General features: G+C 38.1%; 20 protein-coding genes and 1 tRNA gene. 14 read left to right on the top strand and 7 right to left on the bottom strand.

Going from position 1 to position 20,671, the window contains the following annotated elements:
- Window positions 1-385 precede the first annotated feature (385 nt).
- The gene (metH, locus tag PL9214_RS24165; protein ID WP_072721653.1) at window positions 386-3,904 is read left to right on the top strand and encodes a methionine synthase; all 3,519 of its coding nucleotides are present in this window, start codon (window positions 386-388) and stop codon (window positions 3,902-3,904) included.
- Between the two features lie 167 nt (window positions 3,905-4,071).
- The gene (locus PL9214_RS24170; RefSeq protein ID WP_072721655.1) at window positions 4,072-4,251 is read left to right on the top strand and encodes a hypothetical protein; all 180 of its coding nucleotides are present in this window, start codon (window positions 4,072-4,074) and stop codon (window positions 4,249-4,251) included.
- Window positions 4,252-4,398: 147 nt separating this feature from the next.
- Here PL9214_RS24170 and PL9214_RS24175 read toward each other — a convergent pair whose 3' ends face one another.
- Genes PL9214_RS24175 through PL9214_RS24185 form a run of 3 tightly spaced genes read right to left on the bottom strand, consistent with a single transcriptional unit; the run spans window position 4,399 to window position 5,425 of the window.
- A complete protein-coding gene (locus PL9214_RS24175) occupies window positions 4,399-4,647 on the bottom strand; it encodes a DUF6887 family protein (RefSeq protein WP_072721656.1) in 249 nt (82 codons plus the stop codon).
- Entirely contained in the window at window positions 4,644-4,862 is a 219-nt protein-coding gene (locus PL9214_RS33295) for a DUF6888 family protein (RefSeq protein ID WP_437126752.1), read from the bottom strand. Before PL9214_RS33295 ends, PL9214_RS24175 begins: the two co-directional genes overlap by 4 nt.
- Before the next feature lie 47 nt (window positions 4,863-4,909).
- Complete coding sequence (locus tag PL9214_RS24185) at window positions 4,910-5,425, bottom strand: hypothetical protein (RefSeq protein WP_083580168.1); 516 nt, start codon at window positions 5,423-5,425, stop codon at window positions 4,910-4,912.
- Between the two features lie 182 nt (window positions 5,426-5,607).
- Here PL9214_RS24185 and PL9214_RS24190 point away from each other — a divergent pair.
- Window positions 5,608-5,681: transfer RNA gene (locus tag PL9214_RS24190), tRNA-Val, on the top strand.
- Window positions 5,682-6,190: 509 nt separating this feature from the next.
- Here PL9214_RS24190 and PL9214_RS24195 read toward each other — a convergent pair.
- A complete protein-coding gene (locus PL9214_RS24195; RefSeq protein WP_072721660.1) occupies window positions 6,191-8,053 on the bottom strand; it encodes a CheR family methyltransferase in 1,863 nt (620 codons plus the stop codon).
- 206 nt (window positions 8,054-8,259) lie between these two features.
- On the opposite strand from PL9214_RS24195, the gene PL9214_RS24200 reads away from it, so the two are divergent.
- Entirely contained in the window at window positions 8,260-9,249 is a 990-nt protein-coding gene (locus PL9214_RS24200) for a chemotaxis protein CheB (protein WP_072721662.1), read from the top strand.
- A 4-nt stretch (window positions 9,250-9,253) separates the two neighbouring features.
- Here the strand turns inward: PL9214_RS24200 and PL9214_RS24205 are convergent, their stop codons facing one another.
- The gene (locus PL9214_RS24205; RefSeq protein WP_072721664.1) at window positions 9,254-9,907 is read right to left on the bottom strand and encodes a YsnF/AvaK domain-containing protein; all 654 of its coding nucleotides are present in this window, start codon (window positions 9,905-9,907) and stop codon (window positions 9,254-9,256) included.
- 148 nt (window positions 9,908-10,055) lie between these two features.
- Complete coding sequence (locus tag PL9214_RS24210) at window positions 10,056-10,883, bottom strand: DUF2382 domain-containing protein (RefSeq protein ID WP_072721665.1); 828 nt, start codon at window positions 10,881-10,883, stop codon at window positions 10,056-10,058.
- 417 nt (window positions 10,884-11,300) lie between these two features.
- On the opposite strand from PL9214_RS24210, the gene PL9214_RS24215 reads away from it, so the two are divergent.
- The 10 genes from PL9214_RS24215 (at window position 11,301) to PL9214_RS24260 (ending at window position 19,884) form a co-directional block, all read left to right on the top strand.
- Window positions 11,301-11,984 (top strand): response regulator, encoded by a 684-nt coding sequence (locus PL9214_RS24215; RefSeq protein WP_072721667.1) that lies wholly within the window; start codon window positions 11,301-11,303, stop codon window positions 11,982-11,984.
- Window positions 11,977-13,380 (top strand): sensor histidine kinase, encoded by a 1,404-nt coding sequence (locus tag PL9214_RS24220; protein WP_072721669.1) that lies wholly within the window; start codon window positions 11,977-11,979, stop codon window positions 13,378-13,380. Before PL9214_RS24215 ends, PL9214_RS24220 begins: the two co-directional genes overlap by 8 nt.
- Window positions 13,381-13,579: 199 nt before the next feature.
- On the top strand, window positions 13,580-14,557 hold the full coding sequence (locus PL9214_RS24225; RefSeq protein ID WP_072721671.1) for a sodium-dependent bicarbonate transport family permease: 978 nt from the start codon (window positions 13,580-13,582) through the stop codon (window positions 14,555-14,557).
- Between the two features lie 3 nt (window positions 14,558-14,560).
- Window positions 14,561-14,854, top strand: a complete 294-nt coding sequence (locus tag PL9214_RS24230; RefSeq protein WP_072721673.1) for a P-II family nitrogen regulator — start codon at window positions 14,561-14,563, stop codon at window positions 14,852-14,854.
- Window positions 14,855-14,869: 15 nt separating this feature from the next.
- On the top strand, window positions 14,870-15,163 hold the full coding sequence (locus PL9214_RS24235; protein ID WP_072721675.1) for a P-II family nitrogen regulator: 294 nt from the start codon (window positions 14,870-14,872) through the stop codon (window positions 15,161-15,163).
- 69 nt (window positions 15,164-15,232) lie between these two features.
- A complete protein-coding gene (locus PL9214_RS24240) occupies window positions 15,233-15,907 on the top strand; it encodes a carbonic anhydrase (RefSeq protein WP_072721677.1) in 675 nt (224 codons plus the stop codon).
- 190 nt (window positions 15,908-16,097) lie between these two features.
- A complete protein-coding gene (locus PL9214_RS24245) occupies window positions 16,098-17,405 on the top strand; it encodes a hypothetical protein (RefSeq protein ID WP_072721678.1) in 1,308 nt (435 codons plus the stop codon).
- Window positions 17,406-17,638: 233 nt separating this feature from the next.
- Window positions 17,639-18,313 carry a carbonic anhydrase gene (locus PL9214_RS24250; protein ID WP_072721680.1) on the top strand — a complete coding sequence of 225 codons (675 nt, stop codon included), beginning with the start codon at window positions 17,639-17,641 and terminating at the stop codon, window positions 18,311-18,313.
- A 206-nt stretch (window positions 18,314-18,519) separates the two neighbouring features.
- Window positions 18,520-19,428, top strand: coding sequence for a polysaccharide deacetylase family protein (locus PL9214_RS24255; RefSeq protein ID WP_072721681.1), 909 nt, complete (start codon window positions 18,520-18,522; stop codon window positions 19,426-19,428).
- A 24-nt stretch (window positions 19,429-19,452) separates the two neighbouring features.
- On the top strand, window positions 19,453-19,884 hold the full coding sequence (locus PL9214_RS24260) for a hypothetical protein (protein WP_072721683.1): 432 nt from the start codon (window positions 19,453-19,455) through the stop codon (window positions 19,882-19,884).
- A gap of 126 nt (window positions 19,885-20,010) precedes the next feature.
- Here the strand turns inward: PL9214_RS24260 and PL9214_RS24265 are convergent, their stop codons facing one another.
- On the bottom strand, window positions 20,011-20,397 hold the full coding sequence (locus PL9214_RS24265) for a response regulator transcription factor (RefSeq protein WP_072721684.1): 387 nt from the start codon (window positions 20,395-20,397) through the stop codon (window positions 20,011-20,013).
- Between the last annotated feature and the right edge of the window lie 274 nt (window positions 20,398-20,671).

Genomic DNA, 20,671 nt, shown 5'->3' on the forward strand with positions numbered 1-20,671 from the left:
CCCTACTCTGATGAGTATAAAACCCCAATCGAGAAAACGACTTGATTTCGGTTGGGAGTTGACTACAGAAATAGGGAAATACAGAACAAGGAAACACTGAACGGTTAAAAATGGGTCGGAATTGATGGAGTTGAAACCCTCCTGATTTTTGATAATCAATCGCCCCTTAAAAACAGTAAATCCTGTTTTTAGGATGTTGAGAATATCAAGACTTACATTTTTAATTTTAGCCTAGATAGATAATGACAATCTAATTTTATCATAAAACTTAGAAACCTACTTTTTTCTTAAAGATCTCAGGGTTAAACCCAGACTTTTTACCCCCGAACCTGGTTTCTTCGTGTAAAATTGTAAAATTACCCTTGCTTCCTATCATTAACACTCTATGAAAAGCGCATTTTTAGACCGCCTCCACAGTCCTGAACGTCCCGTTATCGTATTTGATGGAGGAATGGGAACCAACCTACAAACCCAAAACCTGACGGCGGATGATTTTGGCGGAAAAGATTATGAAGGCTGTAATGAATATTTAATTTATACCAAACCGGAAGCCGTTGCCAATGTTCATCGAGGGTTTTTAGAAGCAGGTGCAGATGTAATTGAAACTGATACTTTTGGTGCAACTTCTATTGTTTTAGGCGAATATAATTTAGCGGATAAAGCATATCATTTAAACAAAACCGCAGCCGAATTAGCAAAACATTTAACAGAAGAATATTCGACACCGGAAAAACCTCGATTCGTTGCAGGTTCAATGGGGCCAGGAACCAAACTTCCTACCCTCGGACATATTGATTTTGATACCTTACATCATGCGTTTGCAGAACAAGCCGAAGGATTATTTGATGGGGGTGTGGATTTATTCATTGTTGAAACTTGCCAAGATGTACTGCAAATTAAAGCAGCCTTAAACGGAATTGAAGATGTTTTTGCTAAAAAAGGAGAACGTCGCCCGATTATGGTTTCTGTCACAATGGAATCCTTTGGAACCATGTTAGTCGGGTCAGAAATGAGCGCGGCGTTAACGATTTTAGAACCTTATAATATTGATATTTTAGGATTAAATTGTGCCACTGGCCCCGATTTAATGAAAGAACATATTCGCTATTTATGTGAACATTCTCCCTTTATTGTGTCTTGTATTCCTAACGCAGGTTTACCCGAAAATATTGGGGGTAAAGCCCATTATAAATTAACGCCTATGGAACTGAGAATGGCGTTAATGCACTTTGTTGAAGACTTGGGAGTTCAAGTCATTGGTGGCTGCTGTGGAACTCGTTATGAGCATATTCAAGCCTTAGCTGAAATTTCCAAAACCCTCAAACCCAAACAACGAGAACCCCAGTTAATTCCGGCGGCATCTTCTATTTATAGTACCCAAAGTTATGAACAGGAAAACTCCTTTTTAATTATTGGGGAACGTCTCAACGCCAGTGGGTCAAAAAAATGTCGAGATTTACTGAATGCAGAAGATTGGGATGGGTTAGTTTCCTTAGCGAAATCCCAGATAAAAGAAGGGGCGCAAATTTTAGATGTTAACGTCGATTATGTCGGACGTGATGGGGTGCGAGATATGCGTGAATTGGTGTCTCGCGTCGTCACCAATGTAAATTTACCCTTGATGTTAGACTCCACCGAATGGCAGAAAATGGAAGCCGGGTTAAAAGTTGCTGGGGGTAAATGTTTACTGAATTCTACCAACTATGAAGACGGGGAAGAACGCTTTTTTAAAGTATTAGAATTAGCGAAAAAATATGGGGCTGCTATTGTGGTAGGAACCATTGATGAAGACGGAATGGCAAGAACGGCTGAGAAAAAATTTGAAATTGCTAAACGTGCCTATAATGATGCCATTAACTATGGAATTCCCGCCCATGAAATCTTTTTTGATCCTTTAGCTTTACCGATTTCTACAGGTATTGAAGAAGACCGGAATAACGGCAAAGCAACAATCGATTCTATTCGCCAAATTCGTCAAGAGTTACCCGGATGTCATGTTGTTTTAGGGGTTTCTAATATTTCCTTTGGGTTAAATGCAGCCGCGCGACAAGTGTTAAATTCTGTCTTCCTTCATGAAGCAATGCAAGTGGGGTTAGATTCAGCTATTGTGAGTGCGAATAAGATTTTACCCTTAGCTAAAATAGACGCTGAACATCAAGACGTTTGCCGCAAATTAATTTATGATCAACGAGGATTTGATGGGGATGTTTGTATTTATGACCCGTTAGGAGAACTCACCAACCTTTTTCAAGGGAAAACGACAAAACGAGATCGTTCTGGAGATGCTAACCTTCCTATAGAAGAACGGTTAAAACGTCATATTATTGACGGAGAACGCATTGGTTTAGATGATGCGTTAGCGGAAGCTTTGAAACAATATCCGCCTTTGGATATTATCAATAATTTGCTGTTAGATGGCATGAAAGTGGTCGGAGAATTGTTTGGTTCTGGACAAATGCAGTTACCTTTTGTATTACAATCTGCCCAAACCATGAAAGCCGCCGTTGCCTATTTAGAACCCTACATGGAAAAATCGGAAACGGGGGATAATTCCAAAGGAACCTTTATCATTGCTACTGTTAAAGGGGATGTGCATGATATTGGTAAAAATTTAGTCGATATTATTTTATCGAATAACGGCTATCGGGTGATTAATTTAGGGATTAAACAACCCGTTGAAAATATTATCAATGCTTACCAAGAACATAAAGCCGACTGTATTGCCATGAGTGGATTATTAGTGAAATCCACCGCCTTTATGAAAGATAATTTAGAGGCGTTTAACGAAGCAGGAATCACAGTTCCAGTTATTTTAGGAGGGGCTGCATTAACGCCGAAATTTGTTTATGAAGATTGCCAAAATACCTATAAAGGTCAAGTCATTTATGGAAAAGATGCCTTTTCAGACTTGAACTTTATGGATAAATTGATGCCTGCAAAAAAAGCAGAAAAATGGGATGATGCTCAAGGATTTTTAGGAGAATATGCAGAAGAGAAGAAAATTAAAGTCAAGTTAGAAACGGTGAAACAGGTTTCAGAAAGTCCTGAAGAAATTGTCATCGATACCCGACGTTCTGAAGCCGTTGATGTTAATATTCACCGACCTACCCCGCCCTTCTGGGGAACAAAAATCTTACAACCAGAAGATATTTCTTTAGAGGAGGTTTTTTGGTATTTAGATTTACAAGCCTTAGTTGCAGGTCAATGGCAATTCCGTAAACCCAGAGAACAATCACGGGAAGAATACGATGCTTTCTTAGCGGAAAAAGTCTATCCTATTTTAACGGAATGGAAAGCAAAAATTTTAGCGGAAAACTTATTACATCCAACGGTGATTTACGGGTATTTTCCCTGTCAAGCGGAGGATAACTCGTTACTGATTTTTGATCCCGAAAATCACCAAAAACAAGTTGCCCGTTTTGACTTTCCTCGACAAAAAGCAGGGCGACGGTTGTGTATTGCGGACTTTTTTGCCCCCAAAGAAACCGGACAGATTGATGTCTTCCCGATGCAAGCGGTAACAGTGGGAGAAATTGCCACCGAATACGCCCAAAAACTATTTGCAGCCAACGACTATACCAATTATTTGTATTTTCATGGAATGGCTGTGCAAACCGCAGAAGCGGTAGCGGAATGGACTCACGCAAAAATTCGTCGAGAATTAGGGTTTGGCAATGAAGAACCCGATAATGTTCGAGATGTTTTAGCCCAACGTCATCGGGGTTCTCGCTATAGTTTTGGATATCCGGCTTGTCCGAATATTCAAGACCAATATAAACAGGTGGAACTGTTACAAACTGACCGGATTAATATGTTTATGGATGAAAGTGAACAACTCTATCCAGAACAGTCTACAACGGCGTTTATTACCTATCATCCTGTTTCTAAATACTTCAATCTTTAACCCCATATTTCATTGTTACTAACCCATAATTGGTTAGATGTGTTAAGATGAATGTAGAGTGTCCCTGAGAAGGTAGACTTATTTTTAAGTTCTGCCTTTTCAGAGTATTCATTTCACCATCAATTTACACTATCTTTCACCTCTTTTGGAGGTAAAAAAGATTCCTTATGAAAACTACAGTAGTTGATGTAACTGGACTCAGCGACAAGCAAATTGCTCTTGTCGAAGAAATTATAACAGCACTTCGGTCTGTTCCTGACAATCAACAAATTAATCAAGGAGGTAATGATGACGTAACCGTAACTCCAAATGATGTCACACGGAATCAGGCGAATATATACTTTTAATGTTGATGATTTTGCTTGGTGTAGAGACATGGATATTGACGTGATTGTCCCAGAGTAACTAATGTATTCCTGATGAATAAGTAGAACCTATTCATCAGACAACGATGCTCTGTCTCATCGTTATAGGGAAAAACTAGAGATGCAATTTTACTCGTCTAAAGGGGGCGTTGTATCTTTAATTGTTTGACTTTGTTTTTCTTCAATAATTTGTTTAAATCTTTCAAATTGTTCCCGTTTCTCTGCCGGATTTTTAGCCGGATAGAATGTAAGCTCTTTTCTATAGGGTGTCCGACGACGGAATAACACCCGCAAAGCTTCAATATCTTCTTTACCCCGATGTTTCAAAGCATAAGCTCTAAGTTCAGCATTGGTCATTTTCTCAAAATTTGATGTCATAAAAACTCCCAAATTCCATTACTCAGCACAATAATTTCTATCTCCTCACCTGCGAGAATATAAACTTCTCCAGTTTGGTCATCAAAACGGAATAAATGAATATCTTGGTAGCAGTTAGACAAATATTGACATACGATTAAGCAAGTTTGAGCTTGTTTATGGGTTGGTTTAATCGTTAATTCCTCAATTATGCCATCAATATTATAGTTTCTCAGTTACTCTCCCAAGAAACTGAATCAATGCAAAACCCGCTTACACCCTCTTAACGAAACGCTCGAATTTGGCTTTCGTGAATCCATCCTCCACCACACGCTTGAGTCGAATACCAACCATTTTTCGGTTCAACATAAACTGGAATCACCGTCATTTTTTCTAAGGTGCATTTAACCGCACCCCCCGGAGAAGAACGAACATTAGAAGGCGGGTCAAAGACTAGAGAATAACCTATATCTTCAACTTCTCGAATATGTCTAGCTGAACAAACAATACTCAACATATTTTCAGTGGCTTTAGACTGTGGCGAATATTGTTCACCGTCTACCGTCCAAATTCCTCGACCACAATGGGCTCCTGCTTCAAGGCGTTCATTCCCTAAATAATAAGTAAACCCTGACCACCAACTTCCTGTATTTCCGTTGCGTTGAATGGAATTGGTATCCAGTTTAATCTGTTGACCCCCTGAAGCCGTCCCTAACGTTAACATTTCCGCCTTCACAGGTTGGCTGAATGCTAAACAGAAACACGCAATCCCTAGACCGGATAATTTAGCAACCCTCATGTTGCCTCCCATTGATAAATTAGGATAATCAAGACTATAGCTATTTTAAATGATTCGTTAAAAAGACTCAACGACTAAACCCCTAACTATTCAACGGTTTTCGGCTATCGCTGTCTCAATGCCAAAAATTTTGGAAAAAAGCTTGCATCCTCTAAAACCTTGTGCTATATTAAGAAATTGTCGGACGCATAGCTCAGTTGGTTAGAGCACCACGTTGACATCGTGGGGGTCACTGGTTCGAGTCCAGTTGTGTCCATTTATCCCTCTTCTGTCACTCTCCAAAAACTTTTGATATTTCTGGATTTTAGAGCTTTTGCAGGCTTTGCGATCGCAAGATTTATTTCTACTAACAAATACAAAAACGAAGTTTTTGTATTAGGATAGCTTGTATTGGCTGACTGATAAAGGTTTTAGAGATCGACCTCTCGGAGAGTGACAGAAAAGGGATATCATCACTCTCATCTGTAACCCCCATGATGTCAACATCATAGCTCTAACCAACTGAGCTATGCGTCCGACAAAATCACTCTACGTTATCCATAATCTATCCAATTCGATAATAACTCACAGGATAATGGATAGATTACCTTTAGCATTAAATTACAAATAATTTATATAAAACCTTAAATAATTAATTAAAACTTATAACCTAATAATTTCAAAACCCACTATCACAAAAATCAAAAACTGTCAAATTGCATAAACCAAAATTTATTAGACTATGTTTATTCCCCCCCCTAGGGCCAGGGGGTTTTTATTATAAGATTAACTATTTGCCTCTTCTAATTCTTCCATTAATAAAATAACGCCTTGAATTTGCCCTTGGCTACCCATTAAGGGGCTACAGTTAACTTGACATTGAATGCTTTTTCCCCGACGATTAATCGCATTAACAATAATTTTTGAGGATTGATTGGGTTCACCGGAAAGACAAATCCGAATCGGTTGTCTGAGCTTGTCAACGGGTAAACCAATATCCAAGTTTAAAAAGTTTTGTTTAATCGCTTCTTCATGTCTCAGACCCCAAAGGTCTTCGGATTTATAATTCCAAATTTGGACTTGTAAATCTCGATTGAGAACCACAACGCCGCCTTTTAAACTGGTTAAAATTGATTGTAAAAAGGCATTAGCTTGGTTTAATTCTTCTCCACGACGTTGTAATTCATCATTAACCGTTTGTAATTCTTCATTAGTCGATTGTAACTCTTCGTTCATCGTCTCTAATTCTTCATTAGTAGACTGTAACTCTTCATTGGTGGTTTCTAACTCTTCATTACTAGACTGTAATTCTTCATTGGTAGTTTCTAACTCTTCATTGGTAGACTGTAATTCTTCATAGGCCATTTCTAATTCTTGATTAGAATGTTCTAAATCTTCTTGTAAATTTTTATAGCGAGTCATATCAATAAAATTAATACTAATTCCCAACGTTTGATTATTGGCATCTAACAACGGACAAACTTGGACATCAATAAAAATAATATCACCCGAAGCCATTTGCCATTCAATATCTCGAATATTCACAGGCCGTTTTTCACTGTAAGCTTGTTCCATACAAGAACGTAATTCAATGGGACGATAGGAAATCTCTAAATCTTGCAATGGACGTCCGACATCACGGGTGGTTAAACTAAATAAAAATCGGGCACGTTCATTCGCCAGGGCGAGTAAACCATTGGTATCAATAATAATCCGGGCGCAGGGGCCACTATCAAAGGCTAATTCGCGTAAACGAACATGACTAGAAAGATGGTTTACGGCTTCTTCATTCCCTGTTTGTGCCATAATTAATAATCGATCTCGAAGATTGAGTTTAGGAACTTTGGCAAAAACCCGACACTTTAAATCTGTAGGTGTAAAGGTATTAGCATGAGTTAATAACATCTCCGCTTTTCCTAAAAACAGGAATCCTCCATCCCGCAGAGCAAAGTGAAATCGAGCTAAAATTCGGCTTTGAGCTTCCGCATTAAAATACATTAAAGTATTGCGACAAACTAATAAATCAACTTTAGAAATCGGAGCATCTTGAAGTAGATCATGACGACCAAAAATCACGCAGCGACGTAAATCTTTACGAAAGGTATAACGGGTATCAATTTTTTCAAAAAACTGTTCGATTTGTTCTGGAGATAAACCATTGAGATCCTTCTGAAGATAAATTGCTTGTCGAGCTTGATTCAGAGCTTCTTCATCAATATCTGTGGCATAAATTTTAACCCGTTCTCGAAACTGCTCAATACCAATTGCTTCTGCAACCATCATCGAAATTGTATACGCTTCTTCACCCGAAGCACAGCCAGCACTCCAAATTCTGATGGTTTCATGAGGTTCTTTAGTGGCTAGAATTCGGGGGATAATTTCATCTCTGACATAATCCCAAGCGGTGCGATCTCGCCAAAAAGAGGTAACATTAATTAAGATGGTGGTAAATAAAAAATTAAATTCTTCGGGGTGAACTTCTAAATAATCCAGATAATTACTATAGCCTTCAATATTAATCGTTTGCATCCGTTTGTTGACGCGACGCATTAAGCTCGAACGTTTATATCCAGCAAAGTCAAACCCTCGACTCCGTTTTACATAGTCCAGCAGAGCTTCAAATTCTATATTTTTACTGGAATTCGTCACGTTGATTGACCTCCTTGAGATGAATATTGCTTAAATTTTGGAGAATAAATGAGACACTTTTAATTCACTCAGTCAACCCTTTTAATCAAAAATAGATGATGGTTTTTCATCAGGATCGAAAATAAAATGATAGTCTAGTTTTAGGAACTGTTCAATGCTTTCGTCTCTTTCATCAATTTGAAAAATCCTCGTTACCGGGAAAACTAATGGTCAAACCTGACATTATTGTGATTGGTGCGTCGGCTGGGGGAGTAGAAGCATTAACCCGACTGGTCAATCCTCTACCCGGCGACTTCCCCGCCACTTTGTTCATCACCTTACATTTTCCTAGTAATAGTATTAGTGTTTTGCCTCAAATTCTCAACCGACGGGGACATCTGCAAGCGGTACATCCCCAGGATAACGAAGTCATTCGCCCCGGAATCATCTATGTTGCTCGGCCAGATTATCATTTAATCATTAAACCAGAGCAGATTCAGTTAAGTCATGGCCCCCGTGAAAATGCCTTTCGTCCGTCGATTGATACGATGTTTCGTTCGGCTGCCCATTCCTATCGGCGACGAGTCATCGGAGTGATTTTATCAGGAAGCATGGATGATGGAACCGTAGGGTTAGCTTTAATCAAACACTATGGCGGCGTGACGATTGTACAAGATCCTGATGAAGCTTTGTTTTCAGGAATGCCCCGCAGTGCCATTGAACGGGTGAAAATTGACCATATTTTAAAGGTTGCAGACATCCCATCGATGTTGATTCAGCTTACCCATCAACCGATTCAGCAGGAAGAAATTATGGTGGATGAAATCGCCAAAGAAAGTGAAATTGTCGCCCAGCATAAAGCGGATTTGGAACAAGGAAAACATTCCGGGTCTGCCTCAATGTTAACCTGTCCAGACTGTGGGGGGGTGTTGTGGGAATTACAAGAGGGAAATTTACTACGATATCGGTGCCATGTCGGACACGCCTATTCTGTGGATAGTTTACTCGAACAACAAGGGAATGATGTAGAACGGGCGTTGTGGGGGGCTATTCGGGCGTTAGAAGAAAAAGCGGCGTTAGCACGACGGATGGCAGCCCAAGCTCGAACCCATCATCGTGCCCTCTCAGAAAGCCAATTTTTACAACGGGCACAGGAAGCAGAACAACAAGCGGCTTTAGTGCGTCAAGTTATTTTACAACAAATGGAAACCCACTAAGCAACTATTGGGGGTCTGGATTTTCGGTTTTGACGACTCGAATTGTTTCTTCAGATAACGGAATTTCTGCTAAGATTTGATCATCGGTTCCGACTTGCTCAATGACAAGTTTTTCTCGTTTAACCGGAACTTGAACAAAATGAGTTTCAACTTGTTTACGAATAACAACTTCTCCTACTTTACGGCGTTCCCGTTCGACGATTAATTTTTCTTCTTTTAAAGGAATGGTTATATTATCGACAATATTGGGTTGATTTTCAGAAGCAGGTAATGGTAAGGTTGAATCGGTTTCATCTTCTTCATCGTTGAGAGAAAAGGATGGGATGGGTGTGGGAAAATATTGTTGAGGAGTTGAGGAATTTGGGTTGGTCTTGAGAAACGGTTCTAACTCTGGTGTTCGTTCAATAAAAAGTAAACGATCATCAATATTAGTTTGTTTAATTAAGTTCGCTTTGAGTAACAATAATTGCTGACGATTTTCAGAAGTTATCTTCAGAGGAACGACTAATTCCACTTTTCCTTTAGCATTGTAAATAACATCAATGACTTGACCAACAACTTCCCCATCTAAGGTTTGAATCCAACAGCCGTTGAGTTTTTTCGCTAATTGTTCAACTTTCCTATTTTTATGATACCCTTCAGGATAAGAATAAGCCATTTTTCACCTCTTTGAAAGTTTAGGATTCAATAAATTAGTAAAAATCTAAAAAACTATAAATGATTACCAGATGATAGTTCTGTAGAGATGTTTGGGTAAACACCTCTACAGAAAAAATTAGGCTTTCTCAACAGAAGCAACCGAGAATTTAACGTTTGTCTTTAATCGTAGGTTCTCCATCGGTTTTAACATTCAATTTTTCCCGACGCAGTTTTTCTTGGGCTGTGACTGTATCGCGCTCAACTTCTTTACGAACATTGACTTCTTCAGTCACATAAGCTTGCTTACGAATATCAGCCGTTTCTTCATAAACATCGACGCGAGCCACTTCTCCTTCGCGGAAATTAGCTTCGCCGGGGTTAACAGGTCGTTCCCCTGTCGGAGTCATGCGTTCAACCACAACCCGCTCTTTCTCAACCGGAACACTAGCTTGTTCTGTGCGAGTTTCTACGGTTTTACCGACGGAAACTGTACCTGTTTTTTGACGCTGTTTCTCAGCAATTAAGCGTTCTTCATAAAGTTTGATTGTGCCATGATTTTGAGCCTGGGTTTGGTATAATTCGGGCTCGTTCTCGTATTGATAATTATCCCGAGTGTAAGTGGATTTTGCAGATTTAGAAGTCCGATATCCAGCCCGAACCCGCTCTTCATAATCGTAGTCTACCGTCATATTATCATTATATTCAGGTAAGGCTTCGGCTTGGTTTTTAGTTAATCCCAGGGCATAAACACGTTGATTGGCATAGTCCATTTGGGCACGACCAACGGGGAGTAAAACTTTTTTACCAAAAACCCAAAAACCTGTATCAATCACAAAATACCGAAAATATCCATTCTCATCAATTAAGGCATCGTAGACTGTGCCAATTTTCTCATTGGTCGTATCGGTATAGACATCGAATTTTTTAAGGTCTTTGCCATCAAAAATTTCTTCTTTGTAATGGGGATAAGCATCTTTAATCTTAAACAAAGTCATCTTGTGATTCCTCAAATACTATTCCTTAATCTTGTCAGAAAAAAACGAATTTTTGTTGTGTCATTAGATAGAGATTATTCTCCACCTCAAGATGGAGAAGATGCTAATAGGATTTTTAAAGTTGAGCAAGGGAACAGAAAAGAAAAGAATTTAGCCTAAAATTAAAATTTTAGAAATTATAAATTTATAAATTTTATAATTTGAAATGTAAATCCTCTGCATTCGTCTATTAAAGGCAGAAGCTATAGCAATCCGCACCGAGGTTGTAATAATTTAAAACTGATATGAAACAGCCAAAAGTATTATCCCTGTTCCCTGTTCCCTGTTCCCTGTTTCCTTCTATCTACGAAAGAGCCTTAAACTCTTATAGAATTAAATGGAATAAAATTAACTAGCGTGAATGAGGAAAGAAAAGCAATGCACGTTTTACTGGTGGAAGATGAACCGGGAATTGCACAGTTTATTAGTCAAGGGTTACGCGAGGCTGGATATGTAGTGGATGTGGCTACCGATGGCAAAAAAGGCTGGGACTATGCCTCAACGGTTGAGTATGATTTAATGATTTTAGATCTGTTACTTCCGATCATGGATGGATTTCAACTTTTGGGTAAAATTCGGAATCATAAAATTATCACTCCCGTGTTACTTTTAACCGCACGAGATAACGTAGAAGATCGAGTTCAAGGTTTAGATCGAGGGGCAGATGATTATTTAGTAAAACCCTTTGCTTTTTCTGAACTTTTAGCACGGTTAAGAGCCTTACAACGTCGTCCTCCCTTACAATTAGATACAGTATTACAAGTTGCTGATTTAACGATGGATACTGTTAAACGAGAAGTGCGACGGGGTGGAAAATTAATCGAATTAAGTCCTTTAGAATTTAAACTTTTAGAATATTTAATGCGTCATCGAGACCAGGTATTAAGTCGGACTCAAATTTTGCAACACGTTTGGGATTTAGATTTTTACAGCGATTCTAATATTGTAGATGTTTATGTGGGGTATGTACGACGCAAAATTGATCGGGGATTTGAACAACAAATTTTACAAACAATACGGGGTGTTGGATATTGTTTAAAGCTGGGAGAAATGAATGATTAAAAAATTACATTTTGGAAAACGAACTATTCGGGTACAACTAACAACTTGGTATATTTTACTATTAGCTTGTACCTTAATGCTCTTTAGTAGCTACCTCTATGTTGTTTTAGAACATAGTTTATTAAGACAACTGAACACGACCTTACAAGTTACAGCAACACAAACTTTAAGCAACTTAATTAATAAAGATGGTCATCCGGCTTTTCACATAACGGAAGAATCTCAAGCCATGACCGAACAATTTGTACAAGCTGGAATTGCAGTCAGATTAATCGATCAACAAGGTCATATTTGGGATGGTTTTGGTAGTTATTCTGCAATTCCTATATTGATTCCCCAGAAAAAGGGATATTTAGATTTAAGTTCTCCTGAGAAGAATTGGCGGGTTTATAATCAACCGATTCAGACTTCAAAAGGGTATATCGTATGGTTACAAGTAGCAGAATCTTTAGAGCCTGTTTATAAAGCATCTAAACATCTGTTTGATTTGATCATATTAGGATTTCCGTTAGTATTATTAATTGCCGGATTAGGCGGTTGGTTTTTAGCAAATCGGGCTTTAAATCCCATCCAGCAAATTATTAGTAAAGCCCAAAGGATTAGTGCTAGTAATTTTACTCAACGGATTGATTATAAAGGCCCTCCTGATGAAGTGGGGCGGTTGGCGAAAACTATTGATAAAATGTTAGATCGCTTAGAATTTGCCTTTGAACACGAACGACGATTTACCGCCGATGCTGCTCATGAATTACGCACTCCCTTAACGGTTATTAAAGGCAGAATAGGTGTTACGTTAAGTCGCATTCGTACCCCAGAAGAATATGAAATAACACTACAAGATTTAGAAAAAGAAGCGGATCGATTAATTCGATTAACCAATGGGTTGCTATTTTTAGCTCGACTGGAATTGCGACAGATTCAGCCTTCGTTTTTACAACCTGTAGATTTAACAAATTTATTGGGAGCTTTGGTTGAACAACTGGAACCTTTATCGGCATCTAAACCAATTATTTTAAAAGAGACAATTGCAAAAAATTTATGGATTCTTGGAAATCCTGATTATTTAACAAGTCTATTTTTAAATTTATTAGATAATGCCCTCAAATATACTCAAGAAGGCGGCCAAGTTATCTTAGAAGCGCAACAAGATGAGGAACAGGTTAAAATTACCATACAAGATACAGGTTTAGGAATTGAAGCGAAACATTTACCTTATTTATTTGAGCGGTTTTATCGCGTTGAAGAAGCGAGATCTCGTCAGACTGGAGGTGTAGGTTTAGGATTAGCAATTGCTCAAGAAATCTGTCGCTTACATGGCGGAAAATTAACCGTTGATAGCCAAATCAATCAAGGAACAACATTTAGCTTATTTTTACCTCGCACCCGCAACTTTTAAAATCAGGTCAGGAGTGAAACTTGGGATATGGAATCTGAATATTGAGAACATAAAATATTGTTTTATTTATTAAAATACTATATTTTAGTGCTAAGTCTAGGATTAAGAATATTCTTAGAATTTTCTCACCGTTCTCTTAGTATATTTTCTTTAAGCTTGGTTAAGATTTTTTGCATCACGTACACCCAAACCTTAATTTATGGATGGAAGCCTGATTTTATTTAATATCCTCAACCCTCCAGTCTTGTTTTTCTTTTTGGGGATGTTAGCTGTTTTCTGCAAATCGGATTTAGAAATCCCTCAACCTTTGCCAAAACTATTTTCCTTGTATTTGTTATTGGCAATTGGATTTAAAGGCGGTTACGAGTTAGCAGAAAGTGGGATTAATGCTCAAATTGCCTTGACACTAATTGCTGCAATTGTCATGGCACTTTTAGTTCCTTTCTATAGCTTTTTTATTTTGCGTCTCAAACTTGATGCTTATAATGCAGCCGCCATCGCAGCAACCTATGGTTCCATTAGTGCTGTTACCTTTATTACTGCCAGTTCTTTCTTAGAAAAACTGCACATTCAATATGGCGGACACATGGTTGCAGCACTGGCTTTAATGGAATCTCCAGCCATTATTATTGGGATTGTGTTAGTGCGAGTTTTTGCTCCGTCAAAAAACGGTGAAAGTGAACCCTTCTCTTGGGGAAAAGTTCTACATGAATCCTTTTTAAATGGTTCCGTTTTTCTATTAGTCGGGAGTTTAGTTGTCGGACTATTAACGGGAGAAAAAGGCTGGGAAAAATTACAACCTTTTACTCAAGGCATTTTCTATGGTGCTTTAACCTTCTTCCTATTAGATATGGGATTAGTAGCTGCAAAGCGAATTCGAGAACTCAAGAAAACCGGATCATTTTTGATTGCCTTTTCCGTCTTTATTCCCGTTGCGAATGCAATTTTCGGTATTATTATCGGCAAACTCTTAGGATTTGGTGAAGGAAATACATTACTTTTTGCCGTGCTATCTGCCAGTGCTTCTTATATTGCTGTTCCAGCGGCGATGCGAATGACTGTTCCTGAAGCAAATCCTAGTATTTACGTTTCCATGGCTCTAGCTCTTACATTTCCCTTCAATATTATTGTGGGAATTCCTTTGTATTTAGAAATCATCAAACACATGGGAGTTTAGAGAATGCAAGCCGTGAAAAAAGTAGAAATCATCATTAGTACATTAGAAATCCAGGAAGTTTTGGAAGTCTTAGACGAAGCAAAAGTGACCGGATATACCGTGATTAAAAATGCCTCTGGAAAAGGCGATCGCGGTTTGTCTAATGATGATTTAGGCTCAGTGTTCAGTAACGCTTACATTATGACAGTTTGTACGAACGAAAAACAACTTGAGCAAATTGTTTCCAATGTTACTCCTCTACTGAAACGAGTGGGAGGCGTGTGTTTAATTAACGATGCAACTTGGATTCACCACTAGAATTTTGAATGTACTATGCAGGATATCAAAAAAGTTGAAATTATCATTGATACGTTTCATATTCAGGATGCACTGAATATTTTGGATCAGGTAAAAGTTTCTGGCTATACCGTCATTAAAGATACTTCTGGAAAAGGAGATAGAGGTATTTCCTGTTCTGATTTAGAGTGCGATTTCACCAGCAGCTATATCATGACCGTTTGCACCAATGAAAAACAACTCAATACCTTGATTGAGTTAATTAAACCTTTACTGCAAAAAGTAGGAGGGGTTTGTTTGCTCACCGATGCAAAGTGGGTGATTCATTGACTTATTTTTGAAACAGGAAAGGTTTCTCAAATCAAGTTATCAGTTATTTAATTCTCAGAGGATTAATGTATGCCAATCAAACGTATTATTAACGGTCTGAATGATTTTCAAGAAAATTATTTCAAGACACATCAAGACTTGTTTGAACGGCTATCTCACGGTCAAACTCCTGATATTTTATTTATCACTTGTTCTGACTCTCGAATTGATCCTAACCTACTGACTCAAACCGAACCCGGAGAACTATTTATTATTCGTAATGTAGGGAATATTATTCCCCCTCACGGAACATTAAATAGTAGTGAAGGTGCTGGAATTGAGTATGCAGTTCAAGCCTTGAATATCAAGGAAATTATTGTTTGTGGACATTCCCACTGTGGCAGTATGAAGGGATTGCTTCAACTCCAAAGTTTGTCTGATGAAATGCCGTTAGTCTATGATTGGTTGAAACATCACGGAGAATCCACAAGACGTTTAGTTCGAGAAAATTATCATCACTATTCTGGGGAAGATTTGTTAAATGTTGCCATCCAAAACAATGTTTTAACGCAAATTGAAAACCTAAAAACCTATCCCGTAATTCGATCTCGATTGCACGCCGGAAAACTCCGCCTTCATGCTTGGGTTTATGAAATTGAAACTGGAACAATCTTAGCCTATGATGTCAATCAAAACCAGTTTGTTCCTCTTGAACAAGAACCCTTTCCTGTTCCTGATCCTTTAGCCATGATGCACCCCAGTTAAACAGTTGAAATTAATCTCAGGTTATCCTACGATGAAAAGCATACTATCCAGATTGGGCAAAAAATCTTTCCTAACTGGTTAGGGGTAATTTGCTGAAACAATTCATTGAATGTAGAGATGTGAATTTTCACATTTCTACAAATCAGTGAATTGCTGATGTTTCTGTCCCGCTTTAACCAACACAATCCAAATGAGTAATTCTATTATCAAATTCCAGAAGGGGAGTTTAGGTGCTCGATTCTTGAATGTGTTTAAATCCAGTAACCAATGGGTTCATAAAACCCCTGAACGAGCCTTAGAACAAGCCTATCAAGCAGCTTTAGCCATAAAAGCCATCGAGGATCAGCATTTTGGAGGTCAAAAAGTTTCAGAAGATGCACCCCAATATACACCTAGCGTTTTAGAATGTTTTATTAATGATGTTGAAAAGCATTTAAACACCATTAAATTTGAACTAAGTAAATTTAAATTCACTCGTAATTTAGATAATTCTGGAGATATAGAATTTATTGAAAAATTAAAATTTATCGATGATATTGTTGATAAATATCAATATAATTCTGTTTCTTCTCATCAAACCTTGTCCTCAAATACCTATCAGTTTGAATCTGTGAAAAGATCTAATAACGGTAAATCCAACCCATCGGGTTTATCCCCTCTTGACTTTGTGGAAGTTGAAGCGTCTGGAGAAGTATTTAACGGTAAAAAAAGTGGGGCTTTACCCCGTTCGATTGGACGCACGTTTAAGAAGATTCAAACGGAATTAGACGATAGCTCCGAAGAACAGCTTATGAATAGCTATCGAGCATCACGGAAAAAAACAAAATCGGCGGTTAACTTTCTTTTGATGCTAATTCTAATTCCGCTTTTAGCACAACAATTATCTAAAAACTTTATCTTTTTTCCCCTGGTAGAACATTATCGGCAAACCCATGAAGTTCCATTATTTCTTAACTCAGAAATGAAAGAAGAAGCACTTCATGAGTTAAAATCCTATGAAGAAGAACTGCAATTAGCCAGCTTACTCTACAAAACTCCAACCATTGAACGGGAAGAAATAGAAAAGAAAATGGAGGAGAAAGCTGAAGAGATATCTAAAGAATTTGACCATAAAAGCAGTGAAGCGATTAGTAATCTTTTTGCTGATTTTGTCGGATTAATTGCCTTTGCTTTAGTGATTATTCTAAATCCTCAAGGGTTAGCAGCGTTAAAATCCTTGCTGAATACGGTCATGTATGATTTGAGTGATAGTGCCAAAGCATTTATTATTATTTTAATTACCGACATCTTTGTCGGGTTTCACTCTCCCCATGGTTGGGAAGTTCTATTAGAAGGCTTTTCTAGTCACTTTGGGATTGCGCCAAATCGTAGCTTTATCTTTTTGTTTATCGCCACTTTCCCAGTGATTTTAGATACGATCATGAAATATTGGATCTTCCGTTACCTCAGTCGAATTTCACCTTCTGCGGTGGCAACATTAAGAAATATGAACGAGTAAATCAAACTCTATTGTCTGTTGAGGGTTGACGGTTGATTCTTCACTGTCACGGAAAACAACGCCATATCCTGATTGAGTTGATTCAACCTTTACCAAAAAACTAGGCGGTATTTGTTTTTTCAGTTATGCTAAATGGGTGATACACTAAAACAGAATACAGGAAGCAGTTGTTTGTTAGCTATCAGTTAGCAGCCTTTAATAGCCAGAGTTGTTCGTGATTGAGGATGTATTGTATGCCCATTAAACGCATTATTAGCGGTTTGAATGATTTTCAAGAAAATTACTTCAAGACCCATCAAGACTTGTTTGAACGCCTCTCTCATGGTCAAACCCCGGAAATTTTATTTATCACCTGTTGTGACTCTAGGATTGCTCCCAACCTGCTGACTCAAACGCAACCTGGGGAACTGTTTATTATGCGTAATTTGGGTAATATTATTCCGCCTTACAGAACCTCAAATAATAGTGAAGGAGCCGGAATTGAATATGCAGTTCAAGCTTTAAATATTAAAGAAATTGTCATCTGTGGACATACCCTGTGTGGAAGTATTAAGGGATTGCTAAAACTCCAAAGTTTATCGGATGAAATGCCTTTAGTTTACGACTGGTTGAAAGATTATGGAGAATCCATTCGCCGGATTATTCGAGATAACTATCCTGAATGTTCGGGAGAAGAATTGTTAAAAATTGCCACCCAAACCAATGTTTTAAATCAAATTGCGAACCTAGAAACCTATCCCGTGATTCGATCTCGGTTACACGCCGGAAAGCTACATCTTCATGCTTGGGTTTATGAAATCGAAACTGGAGAAATTTTAGCCTACGATGTCAGTCAAAATCAGTTTGTTCCTCTTGAACAAGAACCCTTTCCTGTTCCCGACCCGTTAACAACGATGCACCCCGCTTAAGGTTAGCCAGTGGGACGCAGGGAGTCGCGCACACCTAAGCCAACGCTTCTTGTTTTCTACTGTCCTTTTCTGCTTCTCTGTTTCCCCTGATCCTCTTCTGAAACTGTCACAGGATTTAAAGGAATATTGGGACGGGTTTGTTTAAAATGGATTTGTCATTAACTTAGTTAACCGCTTGTTAGCTGAAAAGGACGATACATTAACTCATGAAGATTTCTTTGATTCAACCACAATGGTTTAGAAAAAATCGGGTTTTGCTTAGTTTTTTGATGAGCTTACTCTGTGTCATTGTGTTCAGTTTTCCGGCGGTTGCTAGGACTGCTACAACAACCAGTATCAGAATTCCAATTTTTGGATTACACGATATTATTGACGAAGCTAATATTGCTCAAAGCCCTAAAAATAGGTTACAATTTGACAATGATTATTTCAAACAGGATTTATATACTTTCCTCAATTATTTAGCTCAAAATAACTATTGGTTTTTAACAACCCAAGATTTATTTATCTATTTTATTCAAAAATCACAACCTATTCCTCAAGAACGGATAGGACAAAAACCTGTCATGATTAGCTTTGATGATGGTTATGAAGGAGTTCATCAGAATGTTTTACCGATTTTAAAAGATTTAGAAGAAAACTATAACAAGAAAGTTAAAATTGTTTGGTTTGTCAATCCAGGATTAATGGGAGTTAGATTAAAAGACTATATACCTCATGTCAGTTGTGAAGAATTGCGAGATGGCTATAAACGCGGCTATTATGATATTCAATCTCATGGTCAAAATCATGAAAAATTAACTTTAATTAAGGGTAAAAATTTAAAATTTGAACTCGAACAAGCCAAACTCGATCTCCGAACCTGTACACAAGATTTAGATAAAAATAAATGGGTTGCTGCTCATTTTGCTTATCCCTTTGGACGAGTAAATCGCAGAGTTGAAAAATCCTTATCTCCCTATTATTTAACGGGGTATCTTTATGATGGGAATATGCTACGAATTAATCGCTATACTGATAAATATCGCCTCTCTCGAATTACAGTTAATCGCTATACTTCCCCTCGGAGTTTAATTAGAATAGCCAAAAGAGCAACAACCTTAAGAAAGTCCTAAATCTTTATATCAGGAAACACAATTATGAGTTTGAAGGGTGAGATCCAAGCTAATCATGATGCGCTTGAAGACTTATTTGAAGCCGTTGTGATGACTTTAGCAGGGGAGTCAAGTCAATTAGCCGTTTGGGTACTGGATGATCAGCTTAATTTTTCACAGATGAAAGCGCAGCGTATTGGGGCTTCCTCGCCATTTTCCGAAAGCAATAGTATATTAGCGGGTTCTGGTTTATTGATAAAATTAACAATGGAGAATGTTCAAAAACTTTTACCACTTTTTAGGGAAAATGATTATCTAGGCTATCAGATTTTGCACCTGCAAATTGAATCCCAGGGATCAGTTCAATTTGCAGCTTATGATCACTTTTATGTAGTCTTTTTTGGCGATCTGATTTCCTTAGAAATGCTAGAAAGGCTCAAGCAGCGTGATATTATTCAAGATTATAGTATTCCTTGATCTAACTTCTTAAACGACTGACCAAAAGGTAGAATCTAAAGAATCTAGCAGTTGAGGAACACTATCAATAATACCATATTGAGCTAATTTTTCTGACATTTCTTGCCAATAAGTGGCTAACCCTTCCTAATTTAATTGCAGAACTTGACCCACAACTTGAGATAACCGTTGAGCATCAAAGGGTTTGGTCAGATATTCCGTTGCACCTGCCAAACGACCTTGAACCTTATCAAAAGCTCCATCCCGTGCCGTTAACATAATAATAGGCAAATTTTGAAACTGGGGAATACTGCGAACGGTGCGACAGAGTTCTAAACCATCAATTCCCGGCATTGCCACATCCAGAAGCAAAACCGAAACTCGTTCATGGTAAATCATCGATAAAGCATCGACCGCATTATCGGCCACTAGAACACGGTATTCTTTCCCTAATGCTTGTTGCACCAGCCCTTGCATGACTGTACTATCGTCAACAGCCAAAATAGTGGGTATATAATCTTGGGGTACAGACATAGCGATTCATGTTCCTTAGTCGAGATGCCCTGCTCATTCACAGTCAAGCGGATTCAAAACAGGCTTTAGATGTGGATTCGGAATGCCAAAGTGCCATTAGTTTAATTATAGAGTAAAAGCATTCCTTCTTTTCCCTATCCGCGATCTCGTATTTTTAAACGGGATGATGATCAAGGGACTTTGATCTGTGTTACTTTTCTATTATCATGGTAGAGGGCTTCAGTTTGTTAAATCCTGTAAGAATCTTAATTAAATTTTTGTAAAAAAAATAAAT

It is taken from the genome of Planktothrix tepida PCC 9214 (genome assembly GCF_900009145.1).
GTDB lineage: Bacteria > Cyanobacteriota > Cyanobacteriia > Cyanobacteriales > Microcoleaceae > Planktothrix > Planktothrix tepida.

Coding starts and splice junctions, on each gene's coding strand:
- metH (WP_072721653.1), top strand. CDS start 386: ATGAAAAGCGCATTTTTAGACCGCCTCCACAGTCCTGAACGTCCCGTT.
- PL9214_RS24170 (WP_072721655.1), top strand. CDS start 4,072: ATGAAAACTACAGTAGTTGATGTAACTGGACTCAGCGACAAGCAAATT.
- PL9214_RS24175 (WP_072721656.1), bottom strand. CDS start 4,647: ATGACATCAAATTTTGAGAAAATGACCAATGCTGAACTTAGAGCTTAT.
- PL9214_RS24185 (WP_083580168.1), bottom strand. CDS start 5,425: ATGAGGGTTGCTAAATTATCCGGTCTAGGGATTGCGTGTTTCTGTTTA.
- PL9214_RS24200 (WP_072721662.1), top strand. CDS start 8,260: ATGGTCAAACCTGACATTATTGTGATTGGTGCGTCGGCTGGGGGAGTA.
- PL9214_RS24205 (WP_072721664.1), bottom strand. CDS start 9,907: ATGGCTTATTCTTATCCTGAAGGGTATCATAAAAATAGGAAAGTTGAA.
- PL9214_RS24210 (WP_072721665.1), bottom strand. CDS start 10,883: ATGACTTTGTTTAAGATTAAAGATGCTTATCCCCATTACAAAGAAGAA.
- PL9214_RS24215 (WP_072721667.1), top strand. CDS start 11,301: ATGCACGTTTTACTGGTGGAAGATGAACCGGGAATTGCACAGTTTATT.
- PL9214_RS24220 (WP_072721669.1), top strand. CDS start 11,977: ATGATTAAAAAATTACATTTTGGAAAACGAACTATTCGGGTACAACTA.
- PL9214_RS24225 (WP_072721671.1), top strand. CDS start 13,580: ATGGATGGAAGCCTGATTTTATTTAATATCCTCAACCCTCCAGTCTTG.
- PL9214_RS24230 (WP_072721673.1), top strand. CDS start 14,561: ATGCAAGCCGTGAAAAAAGTAGAAATCATCATTAGTACATTAGAAATC.
- PL9214_RS24235 (WP_072721675.1), top strand. CDS start 14,870: ATGCAGGATATCAAAAAAGTTGAAATTATCATTGATACGTTTCATATT.
- PL9214_RS24240 (WP_072721677.1), top strand. CDS start 15,233: ATGCCAATCAAACGTATTATTAACGGTCTGAATGATTTTCAAGAAAAT.
- PL9214_RS24245 (WP_072721678.1), top strand. CDS start 16,098: ATGAGTAATTCTATTATCAAATTCCAGAAGGGGAGTTTAGGTGCTCGA.
- PL9214_RS24250 (WP_072721680.1), top strand. CDS start 17,639: ATGCCCATTAAACGCATTATTAGCGGTTTGAATGATTTTCAAGAAAAT.
- PL9214_RS24255 (WP_072721681.1), top strand. CDS start 18,520: ATGAAGATTTCTTTGATTCAACCACAATGGTTTAGAAAAAATCGGGTT.
- PL9214_RS24260 (WP_072721683.1), top strand. CDS start 19,453: ATGAGTTTGAAGGGTGAGATCCAAGCTAATCATGATGCGCTTGAAGAC.
- PL9214_RS24265 (WP_072721684.1), bottom strand. CDS start 20,397: ATGTCTGTACCCCAAGATTATATACCCACTATTTTGGCTGTTGACGAT.